Raw genomic sequence first — 21,125 nt, 5'->3', positions numbered from 1 at the left:
TCCCCCTGGGGCTGTTCATGCGATCCGCTCGCTCGGAGCGGGGGTGGCCGTGGCGGGAGCGGCGGATGCCGGGCGCGCGGGCCGGTTGCTGTGCGACGGCGGCGAGTCCTGGCGGCCATCCTGACCGCCAGTGCCGCCGCCGACGCTGGTCTGGCCGAGCTTCACCCCGCGCGACTCCGCCAGTTCGGCAAGCCGGGGCGCGGCCTCGGCAAGCAGGTGACGGGTCGCCGGAGTTTCGGCGTTGAAATGGACGTGCAGGCGATCGCCATCGCGGCGGATCGAGACCTCGACCGAGCCGAGATGTTCGGGCGCGAGGCGAATTCGGGTATCCGCCGCCTCGGCCGCGTCGCGCAGGGTGGCGATGCGATCGATCATCTTGCCGGTCCACTCCTCGCGGCTGAGGTCGAGCGGCGCCTGATCGGCCTGGGTCATCGCCTGCACGCTGGTGCGCTGCGTCTCGGCAGCACGCGTGGCCTGGGCTTCGATCACGACGGGATCGACCGTGCGCGCTGTGCTTTCGACGGGGTCGGCCAGCGGCGCGGCGAGCGCGGCGGCGAAGACCTGTGCGGCCGGCGCCGCAGCCTGGGTCGCGTTCGGTAGAGGCGCTGGCTGGTGTTCAGGTGCCGCAACGCCGATGGCGCGCGCGATGCGCGTCTCCGGCGTTGCGGCATCCCCGCCCCCGATGCGCGGCTCGGCCTGGGCCGGAACCGTCGCGGATCGGGTGGGAAGCGCGGTAAGGGAATCGCATGTGTCGGCGGCGAAGTCGGCAACTTCAGCGACCGAACTTTCGCCCGGCAGCGCGGTTTGCTCGGCGATCGGGGCCTCGAAAGCGGCCGAATCCGGCGGCGTGAGCGCCTCGGCCTCAGCACCGTCCGGCACGACGGTGAACGTGATGCCCGGCAGGGGCGACGGATCGGGAAGCGGTACCGGCTGGCCCGGAAGCCAGGTGAGCAGCGCATCATCATCCTCGGTGTCGGTCCCGGCATCCGCCACCGGCAAATCCTTGCCGCCAGCGGCAACTGCCTTGCCATTGCCCTTGCCGGGCAGCGCGATCCCCGGCGGGACGAGCGCATCCAGCGCCAGCGCGAACGCCTCACCCGGCGAACCCGTGTCGGGCAGCGCGACAGGGGCGGTGCGCGACAGGATGGCCGGAGCGAATGCGGGCAAGGCGGTGGTGGCGAGCAGGGGTGGCACGGCGGGCGAATCTCCTTCGCCCGTGGATCAGCAAGGATCGTGCCGTTTTCGCGGGATCGCGGGCATGTCCTCCAGCGCGCGCATCGCGCGGCGCGCGGCGCTGGCCTCGGCGCGTTCGAGCAGCTTTTCGATCGCGCTCTGGTCGCGCTTCGCTTCCTGCGTGGCGGCGCGCGCGGTTCGCAGACCGCGTTCGGCATCGATCACGCGGCGTTCGGCGGCAGCAGCCGATTGGTGGAGCCGATCGCGATAATGGGCGGCGGCGATCAGGCTCGTCGCGCTGCCCGGAACAGGAGCTGGAGCCGGAGCGACACCCTGGGCAAGCTGTTCGATCCGCGCGCGCAGCGCCTGTTCGGCCGCGACCTTGTCGCGCGCCGCCGCCTCGCTCGCGCGGACCATGTCGAGTTGCAACGTGCGGACGCGCAACAGCCGCCCGAGCTTCTCGGCGTGTTTATCGGCCATAAAGGGCGCCCAAATCTTCCTCAAGCATTCCCGAACACGCCCACCAGCTCGGTCACCGCTTCATCCAGCCCGACGGTTTCGTCATAGGGCTGGCGAATATAGTCGAGCACCGTGTCGTGGCAGGCGATCGCCGCGTCGATCTGTGCATCGGCGCCGGGGCGATAGGCGCCCATCAGCACCAGATCGCGATTCTCCTCATAGGTGGCGAGGTGGCGGCGCAGCACGCGCGCGGCGGCGATATGCTCTTTGCTCGCGATATCGGTCATCACCCGGCTCACCGACGGCCCCAGGTCGATCGCGGGATAGACGCCGCGTTCGGCGAGCGCCCGGCTCAGCACGATATGCCCGTCCAGGATCGATCGCGCGCTGTCGACCACCGGGTCGTTGCCGTCGTCGCCATCGGCGAGCACGGTGTAGATCGCGGTGATCGATCCGCCGCTATGGACGTCGGTTCCGGCCCGTTCGATCAGACTGGGCAGCATCGCGATCGCGCTGGGCGGATAGCCGCGCGCGCTCGCGGGTTCGCCCAATGCCAGTCCGATCTCGCGTCCGGCATGGGCGACGCGGGTCAGCGAATCCATGATGAGCAGCACCTTCTTGCCCTCGGCGCGAAAGGATTCGGCGATGGCGGTGGCGCGCAGCGCGCCGCGAATGCGCAGCACCGGCGAATGATTGGCCGGGACCGCGACGACGACCGAGCGCGCCCGCGCCGCGCCCGCCACCTTGGTCTCCAGAAAATCCGAAACCTCGCGCGAGCGCTCGCCGATCAGGCCGATGACGATCACATCCGCCTTGGCCGCGCGGACCATCATGCCGAGCAGGACCGACTTGCCAACGCCCGACCCAGCCATGATCCCGACACGCTGGCCCTGGCCGATGGTAAGCAACCCGTTGATCGCACGCACGCCGACATCCATCGGTTGCAGCACGCGCCCGCGATCGAGCGGCGACTGGATCTTGCCCGCGAGCGGCCACTTACCGGCGCCCCTTATCGGGCCGAGGCCATCGATCGGCTTGCCCGCGCCATCGACCACCCTGCCGAGCAGCGCGTCACCCACCTCCGCCTCGCCCGGCGGGCCGATCGGGCGCACCGGAGCATTGGGCAGGAGCGCGGCGGGGCCACCCAGGTTCATCAGCAACGTCTTGCCGCCGCGAAAGCCGATCACTTCGGCTTCAATCCGGCTGGTGCCGGTGCCGATCGCACAGACCGTGCCGACCGGAAGCGAGAGGCCGACCGCCTCCATCAACAATCCGTCATAGGAGGAAAGCCGACCGGAGATCTTGGGCCGCGGGCGGAAATCGCCGCAGACAAGGCCGTCGAGATAATCGGCGGTGAAGCGGTTCAGCATTGGGGAACCCTAGATGGCGGGGGGAATGGGAACGCGATCGATGGCGTCGGCCAGTTGTTCGAGCCACAATTCCGGCCCGTCCTCGACGATGGTGGACGCGCTTTCGATGACGAATCCGCCGCGCGCGACATGCGGATCGCCGGCCGGGAAGACATTCTTGGGCAGATGCCCCTCGATCAGCGCGACATCGTCGGGATGCAGGCGCAGGATCGCCGATTCGGCGCTGTCGGCCAGCATGTCAGTGGCTGCCTCGATCCGCGCGGCGAGTATGTCGGGCGCGATCCCCGCCTCACCGATCATCCGGGTGACGAGGTGCAGCACCGTCTGGCGCAGATGCCCGGCCATGCGTTCGCGGTCGAAATGGGCCCCCTTGGTCAACGCGTCGCTGACCTGTTCGAGCAACGCCGCCTGTTGCGCGGCGGCGGCATCGGCTTCGGCCCGACCTGCGGCATAGCCCTCGGCATAGCCCGCCGCGCGCGCGGCGGCGACCGGATCGACAAAGCTCTTCGATGCGGGTTCGGGCGCTGGATCGACCAGCGCGTCGGCGTCGAACATGTCCCAGCCCTCGGTCGGCTTGTGACCCGGGGCTTCGGGCGCGAAGTGGCGCGGCTTCACCGCGTCTCGCGCCGCCGGGACCGCGCGCGGGGCAAAGCCCTGCGTTGGTGCAAAGGCGCGCTTGAGCGCTTCGGCAATCCCCTCGCCGCGTGCCGCAAGCCCGGGCGTGAAGTCAGACATAATCGTCGTCTCCGCCGCCGCCCGGCATGGTGATCGTGCCGTCCTTCACCAGCTGGCGGGCGATCGCGATCATGGTCTTCTGCGCTTCGAGCACCTCGGCCATCTTCATCGGCCCGCGCGCTTCCATCTCGTCGCGGATCGTGTCGGCGGCGCGGCTCGACATGCACGACAGGAAGCGGGTGCGGGCCGCCTCGTCCACGCCCTTCAGGCTGCGGACCAGTATGTCGCTGTCGATGTTGCGCAGCAGCGTGCCCATATTCTTGTCGTCCAGCTCGAGCAGATTGTCGAACACGAACATCTGCTCCTCGATCGCGCGGGCGATCTCGCGGTCGAGCTTGGCGAGCTTGGGCATCACCTTCTGCTCGGTGATCTTGCGCGCCGACGACATGATCTTCGCCGCCTCGCGCGTGCCGCCCATCTGGACGCCCGCCGCGCGGCGCGGCTGGCGCGCATGACGCTCGAGCACCTCGGTGAGCGCGGCGATCGCCTCCGAGGTCACCGGACCCAGCCGCGCGACGCGACGCAGCACCTGGGGCTGCATCGCCTCGGGCAGCATTTCCAGCACCTGCGCGGCGATAGCGGACTCAAGATGCGCCATCAGCACCGCAGCGATCTGGGGATGTTCCTCCTCCAGCATCGCCGCAATTTCGGTCGGCTCCATCCAGGCGAGCGCGGCGATCGATTCATTTGGCTGGGGTGGCAGGATGCGCGCAAGCACGGCGCCTGCCCGCTCCGGCCCCAGCGCCTTGGTGACCACCGATTCGAGCTTGGGGCGGGGGTCGAACTGAATCGCGCTGCGCTCCTGCGCGCGGCCGGTGAAATCGTCGAGAACCTGCGCCATTTCCCATTCGCTGACATCGGCAACGCTCATCATCGCCGAGCCGAGCTGGCGCACCTCGTCGGGATCGAGCTTTTGGAGGATGGCTGCTGCTTCCTCGTCGCCGACGACCATCATCAGCACGGCGGCGCGTTCGATGCCGTTGAACTTGCGGGGCGCGTTCATCTTAGTTCGCCTCGGTACGGATCATGTCGCGCACCGCCAATGCGGCGCGCGCGGGATTTTCGCGGGTGAAGTCGCGCACCAGCCCCACCCGATCGCCCAGGGTCAGGCCGGTCCCGGCGAGCATTTCCGGGCTGACCTGCGCGGGCAGCTGGACGCCGTCCCCGGCGATCGGCAGCGCACCGGTCGTCGGTCGCGCATCCTCGCGCTTGCGGAGCAGCGCCTTGGCCAGCGGACGCACACCCAGCAGCAGCACGAGCAGCGCGATCACCAGCGCAGTGACGTTGCGCGCGACCATCGCGAACCAGCCGGTTTCGTAGAAGGGGGCGCCCTCGCTCGCATCGGCGGCGTTGGTGCTGAACTTGCGGCTGACGACCGTCACCTGATCCTGGCGCTCGGCCTTAAAGCCGACCGCGGCCTTCACCAGGCTGTCGATCTGGCGCAGCTCGACCTGTCCGCGCGGCTTGCCCGGCTCCTCGCGCAGCACCACCGCGACCGACAGGCGGCGGACGCTGCCCGGCGCGTTGCGGGTGACCGAGATTTCCTTGCCGGTGTTGTAGCTGCGCACGAAGCTGTCGCTCTGCTTCATCGCGGGTGCCGCCGCCGCTGCGACCTGCCCCGGTGCCGCGGCGGCGGTGCCGTCCGGCGAAGGGGTCGCGACCGTGGCGGACGGCGGCGGAACATTGGAGAGGGCGCCGGGAATGCCGCCGGGCGCATTGGCACCATCGCGCGGCGCGCCGGTCCAGTTGCCCTGTTCGGCGCGCACCACGGCGCCTTCCTTGTCATAGCTTTCGCGGGTCGCCTGGCTCTCGTCCAGATCGACCTCGGCCTGCACCTCGGCGCTGAAGTTGCCCGCGCCGAGCAGGGGGGTGAGCAGCGTCACGAGCTGCTGGCGTACCTTGTCCTCGACCCGTCCCTGAAATTCGATGCGCGCGTCGCCGACGCTCTTTTCCTGCCCCGATTTGCTCAGCAGTTCGCCCATCTGGTCGACGATCGTGACGGCGTCGGGCTTCATGCCCGGCACCGACGAGGCGACCAGATTGACGATCGAGCGCACCTGCGCCTCGGACAGCGAGCGGCCCGGCTGGAGTTTGACGATCACCGATGCCGAGGGTTCGGCCTTGTCGCGCACGAATACCGTCGCCTCGGGCGTGGCGAGATGCACGCGCGCCTCGGCCACCGTATCGATCTCGCCGATCGAGCGGGCGAGTTCGGTTTCGCGCGCCTGGCGCAGCCGCTCGCCTTCCACCGCGCGCGACGCGCCCATCGGCATCTGGTCGAGCAGTGCATAACCGCCCGGCGCCGCCTTGGGCAGATCCTGCCCGGCGAGCAGCATCCGCGCCTTGTGATAATCGTCCTCGTTGACGGTGATCGACCCGCCATTGTCGATGCGGTTGGGGATGCTCGCGGCATCCAGTGCCTGCGCCACAGCAGCCTTGTCGCTTTCGGGCAGACTGGCGAACAGCACGCGCTGCGGCGGGGTCGACAGGCTCGCCCAGGCGAGCGCGGCGGCGCCGATCAGGGCGAGCATGAAGATCAGCGGCAGGCTGCGCTTCACCGCGGGCTGGGACAGGATGCCGCCCAGCTGCTTGATCGGATTGGCCATGCCGAGACCCGCAGGAGCGGGAGCGGCGGGCGCGTCGGATACGGAGAGTGCGTTGCTCATGATCAGACCGGCATGCTCATGATGTCACGATAGGCGGTCAGGAGCTTGTTCCTGACCTGAAGCGTCGCCTCGAATCCGACCGACGCCTCCTGGCGGGCGAGCATCACCTTGGCGATGTCGACCGTCTCGCCGCGCTCATAAGCGGCGGCGAGGTCGCCGGCGCGGCTCTGTGCGTCGTTCACATTGGCCACCGCCTGCTGCATCGTGTCGATGAAGCTGGACGGACCCGTGGGCTGGCCAGCGGGCGCCGCAGCCGGGGCGGCAACGCCGCTGGTGGCGCGCTGCAGCGCCTCGTTGCGTTCGAGAATCTGGGCGCGCAGCTGCATCACCCGATCGACGCCGCCGATCCCATCGATCCCGCTCATGCGCTAGCCCTCCGGACAAGGTCCTCACCCTGCTCGCGCGCCTTGGCGAGGCGGTAGCGCAGCGTGCGCTCGGAAATGCCGAGCCGCCGGGCGGTCTCGGTGCGGCTGCCGCCGCACGCCGCCAGCGTTTCGCGGATGGCGGCGAATTCGCTGAGCTGAACAATGTTACTCAACTGGGCACCGTCCGCGCGGAGCGGAGCCTCGGCAGCCGGAGCGCGATCGAAGATCAGGTGGTCGGGGGTGATCGCGTCACCGCCGCAGAGCAGCAGCGCGCGCTGGATCACATTTTCAAGCTCGCGGACATTGCCCGGCCAGTCGTGGGCCTGAAGCACCGCCAGCGCGGCGCGCGTCACCCAGGGCAGGCGGGCGCGACCGCCAGCATGGCGCAGCACCATCGTTGCGGCGAGCGCGGCGACATCGCCGGGCCGTTCGGCAAGCGGCTTGGTGGACAGCGGGAAGACCGAGAGGCGGTAGTAAAGGTCGGCACGGAACCGGCCTTCGGTCACCTCGGTCTGAAGGTCGCGGTTGGCACACGCAATGACGCGCACGTCGATCTTCTCCGGCGTCGTCGCGCCGATCGGCACCACCTCGCGCTCCTGAAGAGCGCGCAGCAGCTTGGCCTGGAGCGCGAGCGGCATTTCCGCCACCTCGTCAAGCAGCAACGTTCCGCCATTGGCGGCGCGGAAAAAGCCCTCTCCCGCCGCGTTCGCGCCCGTGAACGATCCTTTCTGGTGGCCGAACAACAAGGCTTCGAGCATCGTTTCGGGCAGCGCCGCGCAATTCACCGCGATGAACGGGCCGTCGCGGCGGGTGGAGCCCATGTGGATTGCGCGTGCCAGCACCTCCTTGCCGGTTCCGGTGGGTCCGTTGACCAGCACGGTGATGTCGGCGGCGGCGACCCGCTCTGCCAGCGCATAGAGCGCGAGACTTTCGGGATCGGCGGCGACGGGCGCATGGGCGCCGCGCAGCATCGCGCTGGCAAAGCCGCTCGCAACCGCCGCGTCGTCGGGACCGTAGGACAGCCGGGCCGGATTGCCGTCGCTAAAGGGAACCGCCGCGACCGGCCCTTCGGCCAGCACCAGCGTGCGCGAGGAAACCGGGGGCGCCTCGCCCTCGACGATCATGAACAGGTCGCCGGGCAACGGCTTCACCTTGTCGGCCGCGCCGATCGTGAAGCCCTGCGCCCGAAGCGCCGAGACCAGCGCATAATTCTGGCGAAGAACGGCAGCCGACGGAAAGATGGTCTGCATTCAAGAACCCCCCTGTTGCAGGGTGAATGCGGGATTGATGGTAAACGAGCGGTAAACCATCCGGCAAAAAATAGCCTCTCCGGCTCCAGATTGCCGCGCGCGCCTCTACGCACACGCGCGAGGGCTTTGCGAAAGCTGGTTCAGAAAAGTGCTTAATCGCCGATGCGCCTTGCCGTTCACCCCTTTGGCGGCTCGGGTTCCTTCGCATTCAGGGGGGTATCGCGGGGACGCTGGGACTGAACGGAGAACGGACATGACTGTTATCGGAACGAATATCGCGAGCCTGCGCGCCGCGAATGCGTCCAAGATGGCGTCGACCTCGCTGCAGAGCGCGATGGAGCGCCTGTCGACCGGCAAGCGCATCAACAGCGCCAAGGACGACGCAGCGGGTCTGGCCATTGCGAGCCGCATGACCAGCCAGATCAAATCGATGACCGTATCGATCCGCAATGCGAACGATGGCATCAGCCTCGCTCAGACTGCGGAAGGTGCGCTGGGCGAAGTCACCAACATGCTTCAGCGCATGAAGGAACTGGCGACCCAGGCATCGTCGGGTACCTATTCGGACGACGACCGCAAGAATATGCAGACGGAAGTCACCGAGCTGTCGGGTCAGATCAACGACATCCTGAAGAACACCAAGTTCAACAATGTCCAGCTGTTCGCGACCGACGCGGACATCACCAAGACGATCCAGGTCGGATCGAGCGCCGACCAGACGGTGTCGCTGAAGATCACCAAGCTCGACCTGTCGTCGATCACCGGCCATACCATCGCGGCTCCGGTCGAAGCGGTCGAGGGCGGCGCGGGTGAAGGCGAAGGTGAAGGCGAGGGGACGTTCGAACTCCAGACGATCGGCGCCGGCGACGAGCGGATCGACAGCGAGTACACCGTCACGGCCGACGACGTCGAGAATGGCGCCGAATTCGCGATGGCGGTCGACCGTCAGGTCATGCTCAAGGCGGGCGACCAGATTTGGGATGCTACGGCAAATGCCGGTGCAGGTGGCCTCAAGACGCTCGCCGATGGCGATACCGAACTGGACGACTGGCACACCGTCACCCAGGACGACATCGATAACGATGCGGTGATCAGCGCGTTCGCCGAACCGGCGGAAGGCGACCAGATCAAGCTCGCCGAAGGCGACAAGGTATGGGCGTCGGCCGAGGCTGGCGAGGCCGAGGGCGCAGAGGAAGCTTCGGGTGAGCTCGACACGTTGGGCGCCGGCGACGAGCGGATCGACAGCGAGTACACCGTCACGGCCGACGACGTCGAGAATGGCGCCGAATTCGCGATGGCGGTCGACCGTCAGGTCATGCTCAAGGCGGGCGACCAGATTTGGGATGCTACGGCAAATGCCGGTGCAGGTGGCCTCAAGACGCTCGCCGATGGCGATACCGAACTGGACGACTGGCACACCGTCACCCAGGACGACATCGATAACGATGCGGTGATCAGCGCGTTCGCCGAACCGGCGGAAGGCGACCAGATCAAGCTCGCCGAAGGCGACAAGGTATGGGTCGCAGCCGAGGCCGGTGAGGGCGCAGGCGAGGGCGAGGGCGAAGGAACCGGCGGCGAAGCCACCGTGCTTCAGATCGGCACCCGCACCGAGGCGTCGACCGCGCTCAAGACGATCGACGACGCGCTCGACGCGGTGGCATCCACCCGGGCCAGCCTGGGCGCCGCGCAGAGCCGCCTCGAATCGGTGGTCAACAACCTGACGACCAACTCGACCAACCTGTCCGAAGCGCGCAGCCGCATCGAGGACGCCGATTTCTCGGCCGAAACGATGGCGCTCGCCAAGGCCCAGATCCTGGGCCAGGCATCCACCGCGATGCTGGCACAGGCCAACCAGTCGCAGCAGAACGTTCTTTCGCTGCTTCGCTAAGCGTGAGCCGGTCGGGGTGTCACCCCCCTGACAGGCGCCACGGCCGGTCACCCTTCCCTATGGAAGGGCATGCGAGGAAGCCCCGGTGGTCGCAAGACCGCCGGGGTTTTTCGGCTTTGGCTGGCTTGGCTTTCCTCATTCCTCCCCTGCCCCGCAGGGGAGGTGGCATCGCGCAGCGATAACGGGGGGGCGGCCGCGTAGACGGCCGAAACGACTCGGCAAAATTCTGCCCTCTGCGGGGCAGCCCCTCCACCACCCGCTACGCGGGCGGTCCCCCTCCCCTGAGACAAGCTCAGGGGAGGAATGGCAGACTCCAGCCCCTTACTCCCCCGGCTTGCCGCCCGGCGTCCAGTCGGGGCGGAAGTCGCTGTCGGCGAGCCAGCGCGCCGGGCCGATCAGCGACTGGACCGCGCCCGCCATGAACGGGATATCGAGCGCGTCGATCGTGTCCTTCGGCGAATGATAGGTCGGCGTAACCGCCCAGCCCGAAATCGTGTGCGCCACCACCCCGCGCCGGGCGAGCGCATAGTTATCCGACCGTTCGAAGAAATTCTGCTCGGGATAGGGGTCCTTCACCACCAGCGCGCCGCGTTCCGCAAGCGCGGGACCCAGGGTGGATCGCTCATAGCCGGTCATCATCATCGTGCCTGCGGGCAGCTTTGGGTCTTGCGCGCCGATCATCTCGATCGCGATATTCGCGACGATATCGGTCAGCGGCACCGGCGGCGCATCGGCGAACGCGCGCGATCCGAAGCCACCCAGCTCCTCCGCCCCGAACGCCGCGAACAGGATGCCGCGCCGATGCCGCTTCCCCGACGACAGCGCATGGGCGAGTTCGAGTATGGCGGCGGTACCCGACGCATTGTCATTGGCGCCGTGCATCACCGTCCCGTCGGGCTGGACGCCGAGATGATCGAGATGCGCGGCGAGCAGGATCACCCCCGCCTTGGGATCGGTACCGGGAAGATAGCCGATCGCATTGGTCGTCTCGACCTCCTCGCGCACCAATCCCGGAAGGGTCATCGCCACGGGCTTGCCCGCCGCTTTGGCCGCCCGGTCGAACGCCTCGGCAGGGAGAATCAACACCGACAGCCCGTCGCGCGGTGGCTGCGACGCGAGATAGGCGGTCAGGCGCGGCTGGCGGCCAATCTGGTCCCACAGCTTTGCGGTCTGGTCGCTTGCGCGCAACACCAGCAATTTGGTCCCCTTGCCCCGCACCGCACGCAGCGCGGCGGAGGGCGACAATTTGGCGCTGGCGGATAAAATCACGTCACCCGTCGGCATCGCCGCCGCGTCGTCGCCAGTGAACAGGGTCGCGGTTCCCTCCACCTTTTCCGCGCCACCGAGGAGCAAGGTTGCGCCCGCGACCGCCTTGCCATCCACGGTCAGCGCCGGATCGCCATCGAGCCGGGGCCGGATCACCTTCACCTTCTGGAGATAGGAATCGGCGCCGGGTGCGGGCGCAAGCCCATAGCCCTGGAAGCGCGCGGCGACATAAGCGGCGGCGATCGCCTCGTCCCGCGTGGCGCTGCCGCGCCCCCGCAATTCCGGCCCGGCGAGGAAGCGGACATGCGCCGCGATCCATTCGGGTTTGACCGTCCAGTCCTCGGCCGGGGCCGCGCTGACCACCGGTGCCGGAGTCGCAGTCTGGGCGGTGGCGTGCGGCGTCGTCGTCGCGGTGGCGAGCAGCAATGCGGCGGCGAACTGATATTTCATGGAATCCCCTCAAACAGATCGAGGGACCCTAACGCCAGCACCGTGCCGGGCAAGCCGTCAGGCTTCGGGGCGGCTCCAAAGCCAGCCGCCGATGACGACCGCAGCTGCGATGGTAACCAACGGCCAGGGCATCGCGGTCAATGCGAGCGTGAGCACGATGCTGACCGCAAAGGCGATGCTCGCCGCCACCTTGCCCGATCGACTGACCGCGCCCTTTTCCCGCCACCGCACGATATGCGGGCCGAAGCGCGGATGCTCCAGCAACCGCGCCTCCAATCGCGGCGAACTGCGCGCGAAGCAATAGGCCGCCATGATGACGAACACCGTGGTCGGCATCACCGGCAACAGCGCGCCGATCACCGCAAGGCCGAGGCAGAGGAAGCCGGCAATCAGATAGAGATGACGACGCACGGCCCTTGCGTAGCACGGCATAAGAGCAAGCCGCTCCAAGAATAACGTGCCGATTGCCAATCCCGATCGGTGACGCCACAGCTTGCGCGATGGACCGCCCGGGGAGAGAGGAAGCGACGCGACGCGACGCCGCGATGGTGGCCGCACCTGTTCCGCTCGCACTCGCAGCGCTGTTCGCGGCCTACGCCCTCGCGTTTGCATTGAGCGGCGCACACCTCGCCGACGCGCTCTCGTCGGCAGCGGTCAATGTCGCCGCTGCCGCGATCTCGGGTATTGCCGCAACGGTGGTGATCCGAATCGTGCGGAGGTCCGCGCTCGCCCTGCGATGGATGCTTGCGATCCATGTCGTCGGCGCCGTCGCCTTCGCCTTTCTATGGTATCTGCTGGTGCTGGTCGGTTTTTCGATCGGCGCGAACTGGCTGCGCGGTGGTCTGGTCGCGCGCGCGTTCGGCGAAAATGCGCTGGTCTGGCAGCTCTTCCAGGGCGTCACGCTCTATGCGTTGCTTGTCCTTTGGTGTGAGCGGACCCATTATCCGGCGACCGGCGACGCCAAACCGCCGGCTGGAGTACTCACGCCTGCCGACCCGCGGGCGCCGTTGCTGGTGCGCCGCGGCGACGAGATCATCGCGATCGAGCTGGCCGATATCGTGCAGATCAGCGCCGCCAGCGGCTATGCAGAGATCGTCACCGCGACACGCAGCTTCCTGTCGGGCCGCACGCTCTCTAGCCTGGCCGAAACGCTCCCCGGCGATTTTCTTCGCGTCCACCGGTCGCATATCGTGCGGCATGGCGCGATCGTGAGCGCCGAACCGGCCGGCAACGGGCGACTGACGCTGCACCTTTCCGACGGCGACGCGGTGACCACGAGCCGCGAAGGCGCCCGCCTGATTCGGGCTCTTTCGAGCTGATTGTCGCTTCACGCTGCGCTGGTGTCACTTCACCGGATTTTCCGCAGAAGGGCTCCGGCGGACGGCAAGGGTCACGGCATGATCCGCTTTCTCCTCGCTCTCCCGCTCGCCCTCGCCGGCTGCGCCACGCCATCCGCCGGGCCGGGCCCGTCGCCCTTGCCGGTCGCGGAGCCCGTCCTGCATGGCCAGATCGATGCAATCCTGACGAAGGGCGGAATCACGACCGCCGGGATCGGCGTGATGCGCGGCGGTCGCCTGGTGTTCGAACATTACCATGGCGATGCGGGTGGAACCCCGGCCAATCCGGACACGCGGTTTGACGTCGCGTCGATCACCAAGACAGTTGCGGCCGAGACCTATCTGCGCATGGTGGCTGCGGGCCAGGCTGAGCTCGACACGCCGCTTTCCCGCTATTGGGTCGACCCCGATGTGCAAGGCGACCCGCGTCACCGACTGCTCACTGCGCGGATGATCCTGACCCATCGCAGCGGCCTGCCCAACTGGCGTCTCTTCCGTGCCGACAGAAAGCTGGCCTTCGAACGCAATCCCGGCAGCGGCTATGGTTATTCGGGCGAGGGGATCGAATATCTCTGGCGCGCGATGGAGCGCAGACATGGCGCCAGTTTTCCGGTGCTGGCCGATCGCTATCTCCTCCGCCCGATCGGCGTCACCTCCGCGACGCTGACGGTTGATCGGGCCGATCGCGTCAATGTCGCGCTGGGCGTCGACGAGCAGGGCAAGCGTTACGATCCCGGATGCCGACCGGGCTTTTGCTGGCCGGAGGGCCAATGGTCGGCAGCGGGCGGGATGCTCATCACGCTGCGTGACTATGCAAAGGTGATGGCCGCGATCAGCGACGGCGGCGGCTACGGCATCGGCCTGCGGCGCGAGCGGAATCGCATCGTCACCGATCGCGGCGGGGAATCGGTGGTCGATTGCACCCAGCCGCGCGTGATCTGTCCGAAGCGTCAGGGCTACGGCCTGGGCTTCGACATGGTCGATATGGGCGGTCGCCGGACGATCGGGCATGAGGGCGGTGACTGGTCGCAACTCACCATCGCCTATAGCGACCTGCCCTCACGCGACGGCCTTATCATCTTTTTGAACGTGCCGATGCGCCGCGGCATTGCGCCGATGCGGGACCTGATCGCGCTGCTCGATCCGGATTCACCCTATGCGGCACGTTTCGAGAAATGGGCACGCGAGGGTAGTTAGAGTCGCTTTCGGCAACGCTGACACGGCACCGGTCCGCTCCCCCACCCGACCACCCATAGAATACACTGGCGGTGGGTTGCCGGGTGGGGGAGCGGGCCGGTGCCGCCTAACTGAAAACGACTCTACCCCAGCCGCCGCATCAGCCCCTTCTTCAGCCGATCATGCGCGCTCTTCTTGATCTGGCACACGCGCGCGGCGCCGACGCCGAGCACCTGGCCGATTTCTTCGAGATTCAGTTCCTCGACATAATAGAGCTGGATCACCAGCTGCTCCTTTTCCGGCAGTTCGGAAATCGCGCCGATCAGCGCCTCGCGCTGGTCGGCATCGGCGAGCTGGTCGAAGGCGCTGGGTTCGTCAGACATGAACCACGGGCCCTCGTCCGAATAGACATCGTCGATCGGGTCGAAACGCACCGCCTCCGCCGTCGCATAGTCGCTGCGCAGCTTGTCGACGCTGACGCCCAGCCGCGCCGCGACCGCCGCTTCGTCGGGCCTCCCGCCATCGACGCTGAGCGCCGCGACCGCATCCTGATAGGCACGCCGCCGCTTCATCGCGCCGCGGGTCAGCGTCGCCTGTCGCCGCAATTCGTCGATCATCGCGCCGCGCACGCGGGTATGGAGATACTGGTCGAAGCTGACGAGACCACGATCCTCGAAGCTCGTCGATGCCTCGACCAGCGCGACGAGGCCGATCTGGACCAGATCCTCGACATCGATCAGCGCGCTCATCGATCCATGGACGTGCCAGGCGAGGCGCCGGACAAGCGGCATATGCTTGCGCACCAGCGCATCCATGTCGCGCCGGGTCTCGCCGGTGCGCGCATAGGTCAGGGCGAATTCGTTGGGGGCTGGCTGGTAGGTCATGCGGCAAGCGCCTCCGGTGCGCCGATCACGGCGACGACTTCGACCGACTTGTCTTCGGGAACCTCGAAAAAGCTCATCACGGGGGTATCCGGCAACACGGTGCGGACCAGCTTACGGATCGCGATGCGGATCGACGGCTGGACGACCAGGGCAAAGGGCTTGGCTTCGGACACCAAAGGCTGCGCGGCGCGCTGGAGCGCGTCGACGATGCGGCGGCCGAGATCGGGCTCGATGGTGTGGCGCTTGGCGGGATCGGAGCGCACCGCCTGGCCGAGCAGCGCCTCGAGCTGCCCCTCCAACGTCATCACCCGAAGCGGTTCGCGCACCCCGCACAGCCGCTGAATGATCAGCGGGCCGAGCTCGGGGCGGATCAGCTCGATGATCTCGTCGGCGTCCGCGCTCTTCTGCGCGGCGAGCGCGATCGCGGCGGCAATGCGGCGGAATTCCTTGAGCGGGATATTCTCCGCGAGCAGGCCGCGCAGCACCTGGGTCAGCGTCGTGATCGGCAGCGGGTTGGGCGAGAGCGAGGCGACCAGCTGTGCCGCGCGCTCGCGCAGCCCGTCGAGCAGCGCCTGGACCTCGTCCGGACCCAGCAGGTCGGCGGCATTCTGGATCAGCGTCTGGTTGAGGTGGGTCGCCATCACCGTGCCGGGATCGACCACCAGCCAGCCCTGCCCCGTCGCCGCATCGGCATCCGCCGCGGCGATCCAGATCGCGTCGAGACCGAAGGTCGGATCCTTCACCTTCTTGCCCGGAAGGCTGCCGACCGCCTGGCCGGTATCGAGCGCCAGCATCTCGTCGGGCGAGACGCTGTCCTCGCCGATCACCACACCGCCGACGACGATGCGATAGGCAAAGGGCTGCATGTTGATGTCGTCGCGCACCCGCACCTGCGGCACGACGAAGCCGAGCTCCTTCGACAGCTGGCGCCGCACGCCGGTGATCCGGCCCATCAGCGCACCGCCGCGGCGCTCATCGACCAGCGGCACCAGGCCATAGCCGATGTCGATCATCACCTGCATGTTATCGGTCACCTCGTCCCAGCCGATGCGTGAGGGATCGGTGGGTTCGGTAGGCGCGACGGTTGCGGGCGGGGGCGGCAGCTTGCTCGCGCGGTACATCTTCCACGCCATGAAGCCCGATCCGGCGGCGGCGGGAAGGATGATGAAGGCGGGCATTCCGGGCAGCAGGCCGAGCAGGCCGGTGATGACCGCGACCGGGGTCCAGGTACGGTGGCTGCCGAACTGGGTGCCGATCTGTCCGGTGAGGTCCTGATCCGTGCTCGACGCGACGCGGGTGACGATCGCCGCAGCGGCGATCGAGAGCAGCAATGCGGGAATCTGCGCGACCAGCGCATCGCCGATGGCGAGCAGCACATAGGTCTGCGCCGCCTCGCCCAGCGACAGGCCATGGCTGACCGGGCCGAGGATCAGGCCGCCGATCACGTTGATGAACAGGATCAGCAGGCCGGCGATCGCATCGCCCTTCACGAACTTCGACGAACCGTCCATCGCGCCGTAGAAGTCGGCCTCGGTCGACACCTCGACACGGCGCGTCTTGGCCTCGTCCGGCGTGATGAGGCCGGCGTTTAGGTCGGCATCGATCGCCATCTGCTTGCCGGGCAAGGCATCGAGGGTGAAGCGCGCCGACACTTCGGACACGCGGCCCGCGCCCTTGGTCACCACGATCATGTTGATGATGATCAGGATCGCGAAGACGAACAGGCCGACGACATAGTCGCCGCCGATCATGAAGGTCCCGAACGCCTCGATCACATGGCCCGCCGCGGCCTCGCCCTCATGGCCATGGCCCAGCACGACGCGGGTCGAGGCGACGTTGAGGCCGAGCCGGAACAGCGTCGCGAACAGCAGCACCGTGGGAAAGGCGGAGAAGTCGAGCGGCTTTTGCGCGTTGAGGGCAACCATCAGCACGGCGAGGCTGATGATGATGTTCATGATGAAGAAAACGTCGAGCAGGAAGGTCGGAACCGGCACGACCATCATCGCGACGAGCACGAGGATGGCGACCGGCAGCGCGAAGCCCTTCAGCGCGGGGACGAGATTCTGCTGGAACGTCAGTGCGGTCATTGCGGATCAGGCTCCCAGCCGCGCGAGCATCAGATAGGCGAGCTTGGCCGTTTCCGGCGTCGGGCGCAGCGGATTGACCGTCGGCAGTGCAGACGCCTTCAGCCTTCCTGCGCTTTCCAGCCGGTCGAGCGTGGTCAGCCAGCCGCGATCCTGCGCGACCGCGTCATTGCCCAGCACCACCTCGACATCCTCGCCCAGCGACTGGACGAGCTGTTCGAACTTCGCGTCGAGCGATCCCGAGGCAAGGCCGGTGGCGCCGACCGCCGCCGCGCCCTTGTCGAGCTTGCCCGCGAACCGTTCGTAAATCTGACCGAGCGAGCGCTGCGATCCGTCGGGCGCATAGAAGATATTGCGATTGGCGCGCGCGGCGGCAGGGAACATGCCCGCCGCGCCGCGATCCGGGTCGGCATCCATCGCGCGCAGGAATTTGCGCGCGCCGCCAAGGCCCAGGAAATGCGCCATATAGAGGTCGGTTCCGGTCGCCTCGCGCCCGAGCGAGGCTTCGAGCGCATCCTTGTTGTCGCTGGCATGTTCGGCCGCCATGACCGAGGCGGCGTTCGGATCGGTGCGCAGCGACAGGATCGCCTGGCGCGTTGCCGCATCGCTGACCACGAACCGGCCAGACGATGTCCGTTTGATGCTGTCCGCGGCCCAGCCAAGGCCGTGCTTCTGGCCGTGCTCCTTGACCACGCCGAGCCAGCTTTGTTCGATGAACTGATAGAGACCGGTCGCGCTGGAGGTGCGCGCGCGCGCATCGGCGCGCATCCCGCTTTCCACCTGGGCCTGGCCCAGCAGATAGTTGAAGTCGATGCCGGTCTTCTGGCTTGCCGTGGCGATCGCCGTGGTGACGTTCGTCCTGGCTCCGATCGAAGGTACGCTCATCCGCTGTGCTTCTCATTCCCCTGGGTAGGGAGCGATCAGCAAAAGACGTGCCAGTTATTCGAGATTGTCGTCACCCCAGCGAAAGCTGGGGTCTTCGGCCTGTAAAGACCCCAGCTTTCGCTGGGGTGGCGGTAGCGCGGACCGTTTAGGAGAATGCCCCGGCAATGCCCGGCCGGTAGGACGGCAAATCATTGCCGGTCAGCGCGTGCAGCCGCCGCCGCACATTGGCGGCCATCAGGTTGACATAGATGCGGCAACTTTCGTTGAGGCGATGCGCCTCTTCCGCCAGCACCCGCAATTCCCCGGCCAGCGCCGGATCGTCGTCATTGGCGGCCCCCACCGCTTCGATCCCGATCAGCTTCTCCCGCGTCGCGCGTTCGAGCGCGGCGACATCGTTCTTCTTCAACGCGTCGATCTCGGCGTGCAGCGCGTCGATCACCCGGACCAGGGCGTCACGCCTGTTCATTGGGGTTCCATTGCAGCTTGAGCGCCAGCAGCCGATCCGCGACGGTCGAGGGGACCAAGGGGAACTTGCCATCGGCAATCGCCTTCTTGATCCGCGCGACGCGCTCTGCATCGACCGGCGCGCTCGCCGCAGCGTTCTGGGTGAGCGACGCGGCGGTGCTGGTCTGCGCAGCCTGTGTCGCGCCCTCCGCCGCCCGCACGGGTGCGGTCGGCGCCACCGGCGTCAGCCGGCTGGCATTCGATACAGGCTTGAAGCCAATTGGATCCACCATGTCTGCAACCCTTTTCGTTCTGCTGACATACGCCTGAACGACCCCTTTGCGCGGAGCTTTAGCAAAAAATTCAGTCGCCGAATCCGGGCAGCCGCGCACGACCCGGTTCGAGCGCGATCGCCGCGACCGGCGGGCGTTTGTCATGGACCTTCACCGGCACGCGCGCGCCCGCAACGGCATCGGCCATCGCCACCCCCTCACGCGTAATCGAAAAGCCTGCCGCGCCCGCCTCCAGCATCACCGGATCGCCGCGCTTGATGATCGCCTCAGCCTTGACCGGCGCCACCGGACGGACGGCGGCGACCTGCGCCGGCGCTGCTTTGGGCAGCGCGTTGATGGCGACGAAGACGCGCCATTGCTGGGGACCCTGGCAGCGAATCACCACCGCATCCTCGGCGGGCGAACGCCAGCTGAGATGCGGCGTATCGCAGGCAGCGAGCTTGAGCCTCTTGTCCACCGCCGCCCGCGCGCCGCCCTCGGCGCCGATCGGCGCGCCGGCAAAGCGTTCGACCAGCTGGTCAAGCGCTTCGGTCGACTGGAATTCGCCGGGCGTGGCAGCGGCGGCGAGCAGGAGCGAAAGGACGATCATCGGATGTCTCCAGACTGAAGGTGCGAATCGCCGGCGAAGCCGACGGAAAGGGTCACCGCGCGGCGCGTGCCGGGGGTGACGCGAAGAATGAGGCGGTCGGGCGACACCGCGCGCCGCGCCACCAGTGCGGCGGCGACGGCACGCGCGCGATCGGCGGCCAGGATCGCCGCGCTGCCGGTGGCTGGATCGACATCGCCCTGAGGGTCGGTCGACCCGGTGACGGTGATGCGGATGCGCGGGTCGCGTGCGACATCGCGCGCCCAGTCGATCACGGCACGCAGATCGGCATCGGTGCCGCCGGGCGCGAAACCGTCGACGCGGGCACGAGCCACCGCCATCGGATCGGCAACGGCCGGGCTCTCGACTCCGAATCCCGCACGCATACCCGCGAACAGCACGTCGCGGTCGAGCGTTCGGTTGGCCTGAAGCAGTACGAAAAAGCCGACCAGCAGCAGTGCCAGATCGGCCAGCGTGATGAGCCACACGCTGCGCGCGGGCGCGATGTCGTCCCAGCTGTCGGACGTGATGGCGGGCATCACGCGGCAATGTCCCGCTTGCGCGCGCGTTCGAGCGTCGCGAGCAGCGCGAGCGGCGCGGCCAGCCGCATCCGCTCCGCCGCCTCGACCCGAGCCAGCCGCTTCAACCGTGCGGTGACGGGCATTGCGACGAGATTGGCGACCAGCGCGCCATAGAGGGTGGCGAGCAGCGCGATTGCCATTGCCGCACCGATCCGGTCCGCATCCTCCATCGTCGCGAACATGCGGACTAGGCCGAAAATCGTACCGATCAGCCCCATGGCGGGCGCCGCCTCCGCGACCCCGCTCCACAATTCGATGACCGCGCGGTGCCGTTCGGCACGCGCGGCCACGCGGTCGGCGACGAGCGCCGCAACCTGTTCGGGGGTGTCGCCATCCACCGCAGCGGCAACCGCAGCGGCCATGTCGGGATCCTCGATTACCGACCGGTCGAGCGCGATCAGCCCGTGGCGCCGCGCGATCCGGTCGAGCGACGCGACCTGCGCCAGCAGCGGTTCGGCATCGAACGGTCGCCGCCCCATCGTTACCAGCGCGGCAAGCGCGCGCCCGATATCGCCCAGTCGGTTGCGCAGCAGCACGCTGAGCGCGGTGCCGCCGAGCACGATGGCGAGCGCCAGCGGATCGAGCAGCACGCCAAGGTCCGGCTGGGTCAGGACGGCGGAATCGGACGGCGCGAGAAGAGTCATGCGCGACCCTGTGCAAGCGCCGGGCCAGTTTCCGCTTCCGGGAGGAGACGCTCGGTGGGGTCGGCACGCCCGGCAAAAGCGGCAACCGCCTTGCCGACCACCCGGCAACATCTTGCCGGTCTCACCGCCAAACCCGGCAATCGCGACGTTTCGGGGGCGGCCCGGCCAAATTGGCACGCCCATTGCTAGGAATGGCCCGAACGATTGCATGAGGATCACGCATATGGGCAGCAACAGTCTCTTCGGGGTGCATGGCGCCGCGCTCGAGGTGCGTTCGCAGCGCATGGGAGTGCTCGCGTCGAACATCGCCAACGCCTCGACCCCCGGATTCAAGGCGAAGGACATCGATTTCCGCGAAGCACTGAACGCGATCGAGACGCCCAATGGCATGGGGGGCCTCGCAGGCGCCGATCCGATCGGCGGCGCGACCAAATATCGCGTGCCGCTCCAGCCCAGCCTCGACGGCAACACCGTTGAGCTCGCCACCGAACAGACGGCGTTCGCGGAGAATGCGGTCGCCTATCAGACGACGCTCGCATTCCTCAACGGGCGCATCGACACGATCAAACGCGCGCTGAAGGGGGAATAA

21 protein-coding genes and 2 pseudogenes are annotated in these 21,125 nt (G+C 67.8%); 5 read left to right on the top strand and 18 right to left on the bottom strand.

Annotation, left to right across the window (positions count from 1 at the left end; genetic code table 11):
• Nucleotides 1-15: 15 nt before the first annotated feature.
• Genes FPZ54_RS15130 through FPZ54_RS15095 form a run of 8 tightly spaced genes read right to left on the bottom strand, consistent with a single transcriptional unit; the run spans nucleotide 16 to nucleotide 8,018 of the window.
• Nucleotides 16-1,194: a flagellar hook-length control protein FliK gene (locus tag FPZ54_RS15130; protein WP_145848553.1), complete on the bottom strand. Its 1,179-nt coding sequence runs from the start codon at nucleotides 1,192-1,194 to the stop codon at nucleotides 16-18.
• Nucleotides 1,195-1,221: 27 nt separating this feature from the next.
• Entirely contained in the window at nucleotides 1,222-1,653 is a 432-nt protein-coding gene (locus FPZ54_RS15125) for a hypothetical protein (RefSeq protein ID WP_145848551.1), read from the bottom strand.
• 20 nt (nucleotides 1,654-1,673) lie between these two features.
• Entirely contained in the window at nucleotides 1,674-3,002 is a 1,329-nt protein-coding gene (locus tag FPZ54_RS15120; protein ID WP_145848549.1) for a FliI/YscN family ATPase, read from the bottom strand.
• Nucleotides 3,003-3,011: 9 nt separating this feature from the next.
• Nucleotides 3,012-3,737, bottom strand: coding sequence for a FliH/SctL family protein (locus FPZ54_RS15115; protein ID WP_145848547.1), 726 nt, complete (start codon nucleotides 3,735-3,737; stop codon nucleotides 3,012-3,014).
• Entirely contained in the window at nucleotides 3,730-4,740 is a 1,011-nt protein-coding gene (gene fliG / locus FPZ54_RS15110) for a flagellar motor switch protein FliG (RefSeq protein ID WP_145848546.1), read from the bottom strand. Before fliG ends, FPZ54_RS15115 begins: the two co-directional genes overlap by 8 nt.
• 1 nt (nucleotide 4,741) lies before the next feature.
• On the bottom strand, nucleotides 4,742-6,403 hold the full coding sequence (gene fliF, locus FPZ54_RS15105; protein WP_145848544.1) for a flagellar basal-body MS-ring/collar protein FliF: 1,662 nt from the start codon (nucleotides 6,401-6,403) through the stop codon (nucleotides 4,742-4,744).
• Between the two features lie 2 nt (nucleotides 6,404-6,405).
• A complete protein-coding gene (fliE, locus tag FPZ54_RS15100; RefSeq protein ID WP_145848542.1) occupies nucleotides 6,406-6,768 on the bottom strand; it encodes a flagellar hook-basal body complex protein FliE in 363 nt (120 codons plus the stop codon).
• Nucleotides 6,765-8,018 (bottom strand): sigma-54 interaction domain-containing protein, encoded by a 1,254-nt coding sequence (locus FPZ54_RS15095; protein ID WP_145848540.1) that lies wholly within the window; start codon nucleotides 8,016-8,018, stop codon nucleotides 6,765-6,767. Before FPZ54_RS15095 ends, fliE begins: the two co-directional genes overlap by 4 nt.
• A 253-nt stretch (nucleotides 8,019-8,271) precedes the next feature.
• Here FPZ54_RS15095 and FPZ54_RS20075 point away from each other — a divergent pair.
• Nucleotides 8,272-8,628: pseudogene (locus tag FPZ54_RS20075) on the top strand (flagellin N-terminal helical domain-containing protein); the annotation flags it as partial.
• A gap of 1,023 nt (nucleotides 8,629-9,651) precedes the next feature.
• A pseudogene (locus tag FPZ54_RS20250) lies at nucleotides 9,652-9,906 on the top strand (flagellin); the annotation flags it as partial.
• A 321-nt stretch (nucleotides 9,907-10,227) separates the two neighbouring features.
• Here FPZ54_RS20250 and FPZ54_RS15085 read toward each other — a convergent pair.
• The gene (locus FPZ54_RS15085) at nucleotides 10,228-11,622 is read right to left on the bottom strand and encodes a M28 family metallopeptidase (RefSeq protein ID WP_145848536.1); all 1,395 of its coding nucleotides are present in this window, start codon (nucleotides 11,620-11,622) and stop codon (nucleotides 10,228-10,230) included.
• 57 nt (nucleotides 11,623-11,679) lie between these two features.
• Nucleotides 11,680-12,033 carry a YbaN family protein gene (locus FPZ54_RS15080; RefSeq protein ID WP_145848534.1) on the bottom strand — a complete coding sequence of 118 codons (354 nt, stop codon included), beginning with the start codon at nucleotides 12,031-12,033 and terminating at the stop codon, nucleotides 11,680-11,682.
• An 89-nt stretch (nucleotides 12,034-12,122) separates the two neighbouring features.
• Here FPZ54_RS15080 and FPZ54_RS15075 point away from each other — a divergent pair, with 89 nt between their 5' ends.
• Together FPZ54_RS15075 and FPZ54_RS15070 are read left to right on the top strand one after the other, a co-directional pair.
• The gene (locus tag FPZ54_RS15075; protein ID WP_145848532.1) at nucleotides 12,123-12,941 is read left to right on the top strand and encodes a LytR/AlgR family response regulator transcription factor; all 819 of its coding nucleotides are present in this window, start codon (nucleotides 12,123-12,125) and stop codon (nucleotides 12,939-12,941) included.
• Between the two features lie 78 nt (nucleotides 12,942-13,019).
• Complete coding sequence (locus FPZ54_RS15070) at nucleotides 13,020-14,156, top strand: serine hydrolase domain-containing protein (protein ID WP_145848531.1); 1,137 nt, start codon at nucleotides 13,020-13,022, stop codon at nucleotides 14,154-14,156.
• Nucleotides 14,157-14,278: 122 nt separating this feature from the next.
• On the opposite strand, the gene FPZ54_RS15065 is transcribed toward FPZ54_RS15070, so the two are convergent.
• The 8 genes from FPZ54_RS15065 to FPZ54_RS15030 form a co-directional block, all read right to left on the bottom strand.
• Nucleotides 14,279-15,019 carry a sigma-70 family RNA polymerase sigma factor gene (locus FPZ54_RS15065; RefSeq protein WP_145848528.1) on the bottom strand — a complete coding sequence of 247 codons (741 nt, stop codon included), beginning with the start codon at nucleotides 15,017-15,019 and terminating at the stop codon, nucleotides 14,279-14,281.
• Entirely contained in the window at nucleotides 15,016-17,106 is a 2,091-nt protein-coding gene (flhA, locus tag FPZ54_RS15060; protein WP_145848527.1) for a flagellar biosynthesis protein FlhA, read from the bottom strand. The genes FPZ54_RS15065 and flhA overlap by 4 nt, the downstream gene beginning before the upstream one ends.
• A 6-nt stretch (nucleotides 17,107-17,112) precedes the next feature.
• Complete coding sequence (locus FPZ54_RS15055) at nucleotides 17,113-17,988, bottom strand: lytic transglycosylase domain-containing protein (protein WP_145848525.1); 876 nt, start codon at nucleotides 17,986-17,988, stop codon at nucleotides 17,113-17,115.
• A 145-nt stretch (nucleotides 17,989-18,133) separates the two neighbouring features.
• Nucleotides 18,134-18,454, bottom strand: a complete 321-nt coding sequence (locus FPZ54_RS15050; protein WP_145848523.1) for a flagellar protein FlgN — start codon at nucleotides 18,452-18,454, stop codon at nucleotides 18,134-18,136.
• On the bottom strand, nucleotides 18,441-18,725 hold the full coding sequence (gene flgM / locus FPZ54_RS15045; protein WP_145848521.1) for a flagellar biosynthesis anti-sigma factor FlgM: 285 nt from the start codon (nucleotides 18,723-18,725) through the stop codon (nucleotides 18,441-18,443). The genes FPZ54_RS15050 and flgM overlap by 14 nt, the downstream gene beginning before the upstream one ends.
• A 70-nt stretch (nucleotides 18,726-18,795) precedes the next feature.
• Nucleotides 18,796-19,314 carry a flagella basal body P-ring formation protein FlgA gene (locus tag FPZ54_RS15040; protein ID WP_145848519.1) on the bottom strand — a complete coding sequence of 173 codons (519 nt, stop codon included), beginning with the start codon at nucleotides 19,312-19,314 and terminating at the stop codon, nucleotides 18,796-18,798.
• Nucleotides 19,311-19,850, bottom strand: coding sequence for a flagellar motor protein MotB (locus FPZ54_RS15035; protein WP_239019824.1), 540 nt, complete (start codon nucleotides 19,848-19,850; stop codon nucleotides 19,311-19,313). Before FPZ54_RS15035 ends, FPZ54_RS15040 begins: the two co-directional genes overlap by 4 nt.
• Nucleotides 19,850-20,536: a motility protein A gene (locus FPZ54_RS15030; protein ID WP_145848517.1), complete on the bottom strand. Its 687-nt coding sequence runs from the start codon at nucleotides 20,534-20,536 to the stop codon at nucleotides 19,850-19,852. The genes FPZ54_RS15035 and FPZ54_RS15030 overlap by 1 nt, the downstream gene beginning before the upstream one ends.
• A gap of 223 nt (nucleotides 20,537-20,759) precedes the next feature.
• Here FPZ54_RS15030 and flgB point away from each other — a divergent pair, with 223 nt between their 5' ends.
• Entirely contained in the window at nucleotides 20,760-21,125 is a 366-nt protein-coding gene (gene flgB / locus FPZ54_RS15025) for a flagellar basal body rod protein FlgB (RefSeq protein ID WP_145849905.1), read from the top strand.

This window comes from Sphingomonas suaedae, from assembly GCF_007833215.1.
Lineage (GTDB): Bacteria > Pseudomonadota > Alphaproteobacteria > Sphingomonadales > Sphingomonadaceae > Sphingomonas > Sphingomonas suaedae.
This window is presented reverse-complemented; position numbering and strand designations above follow the sequence as displayed.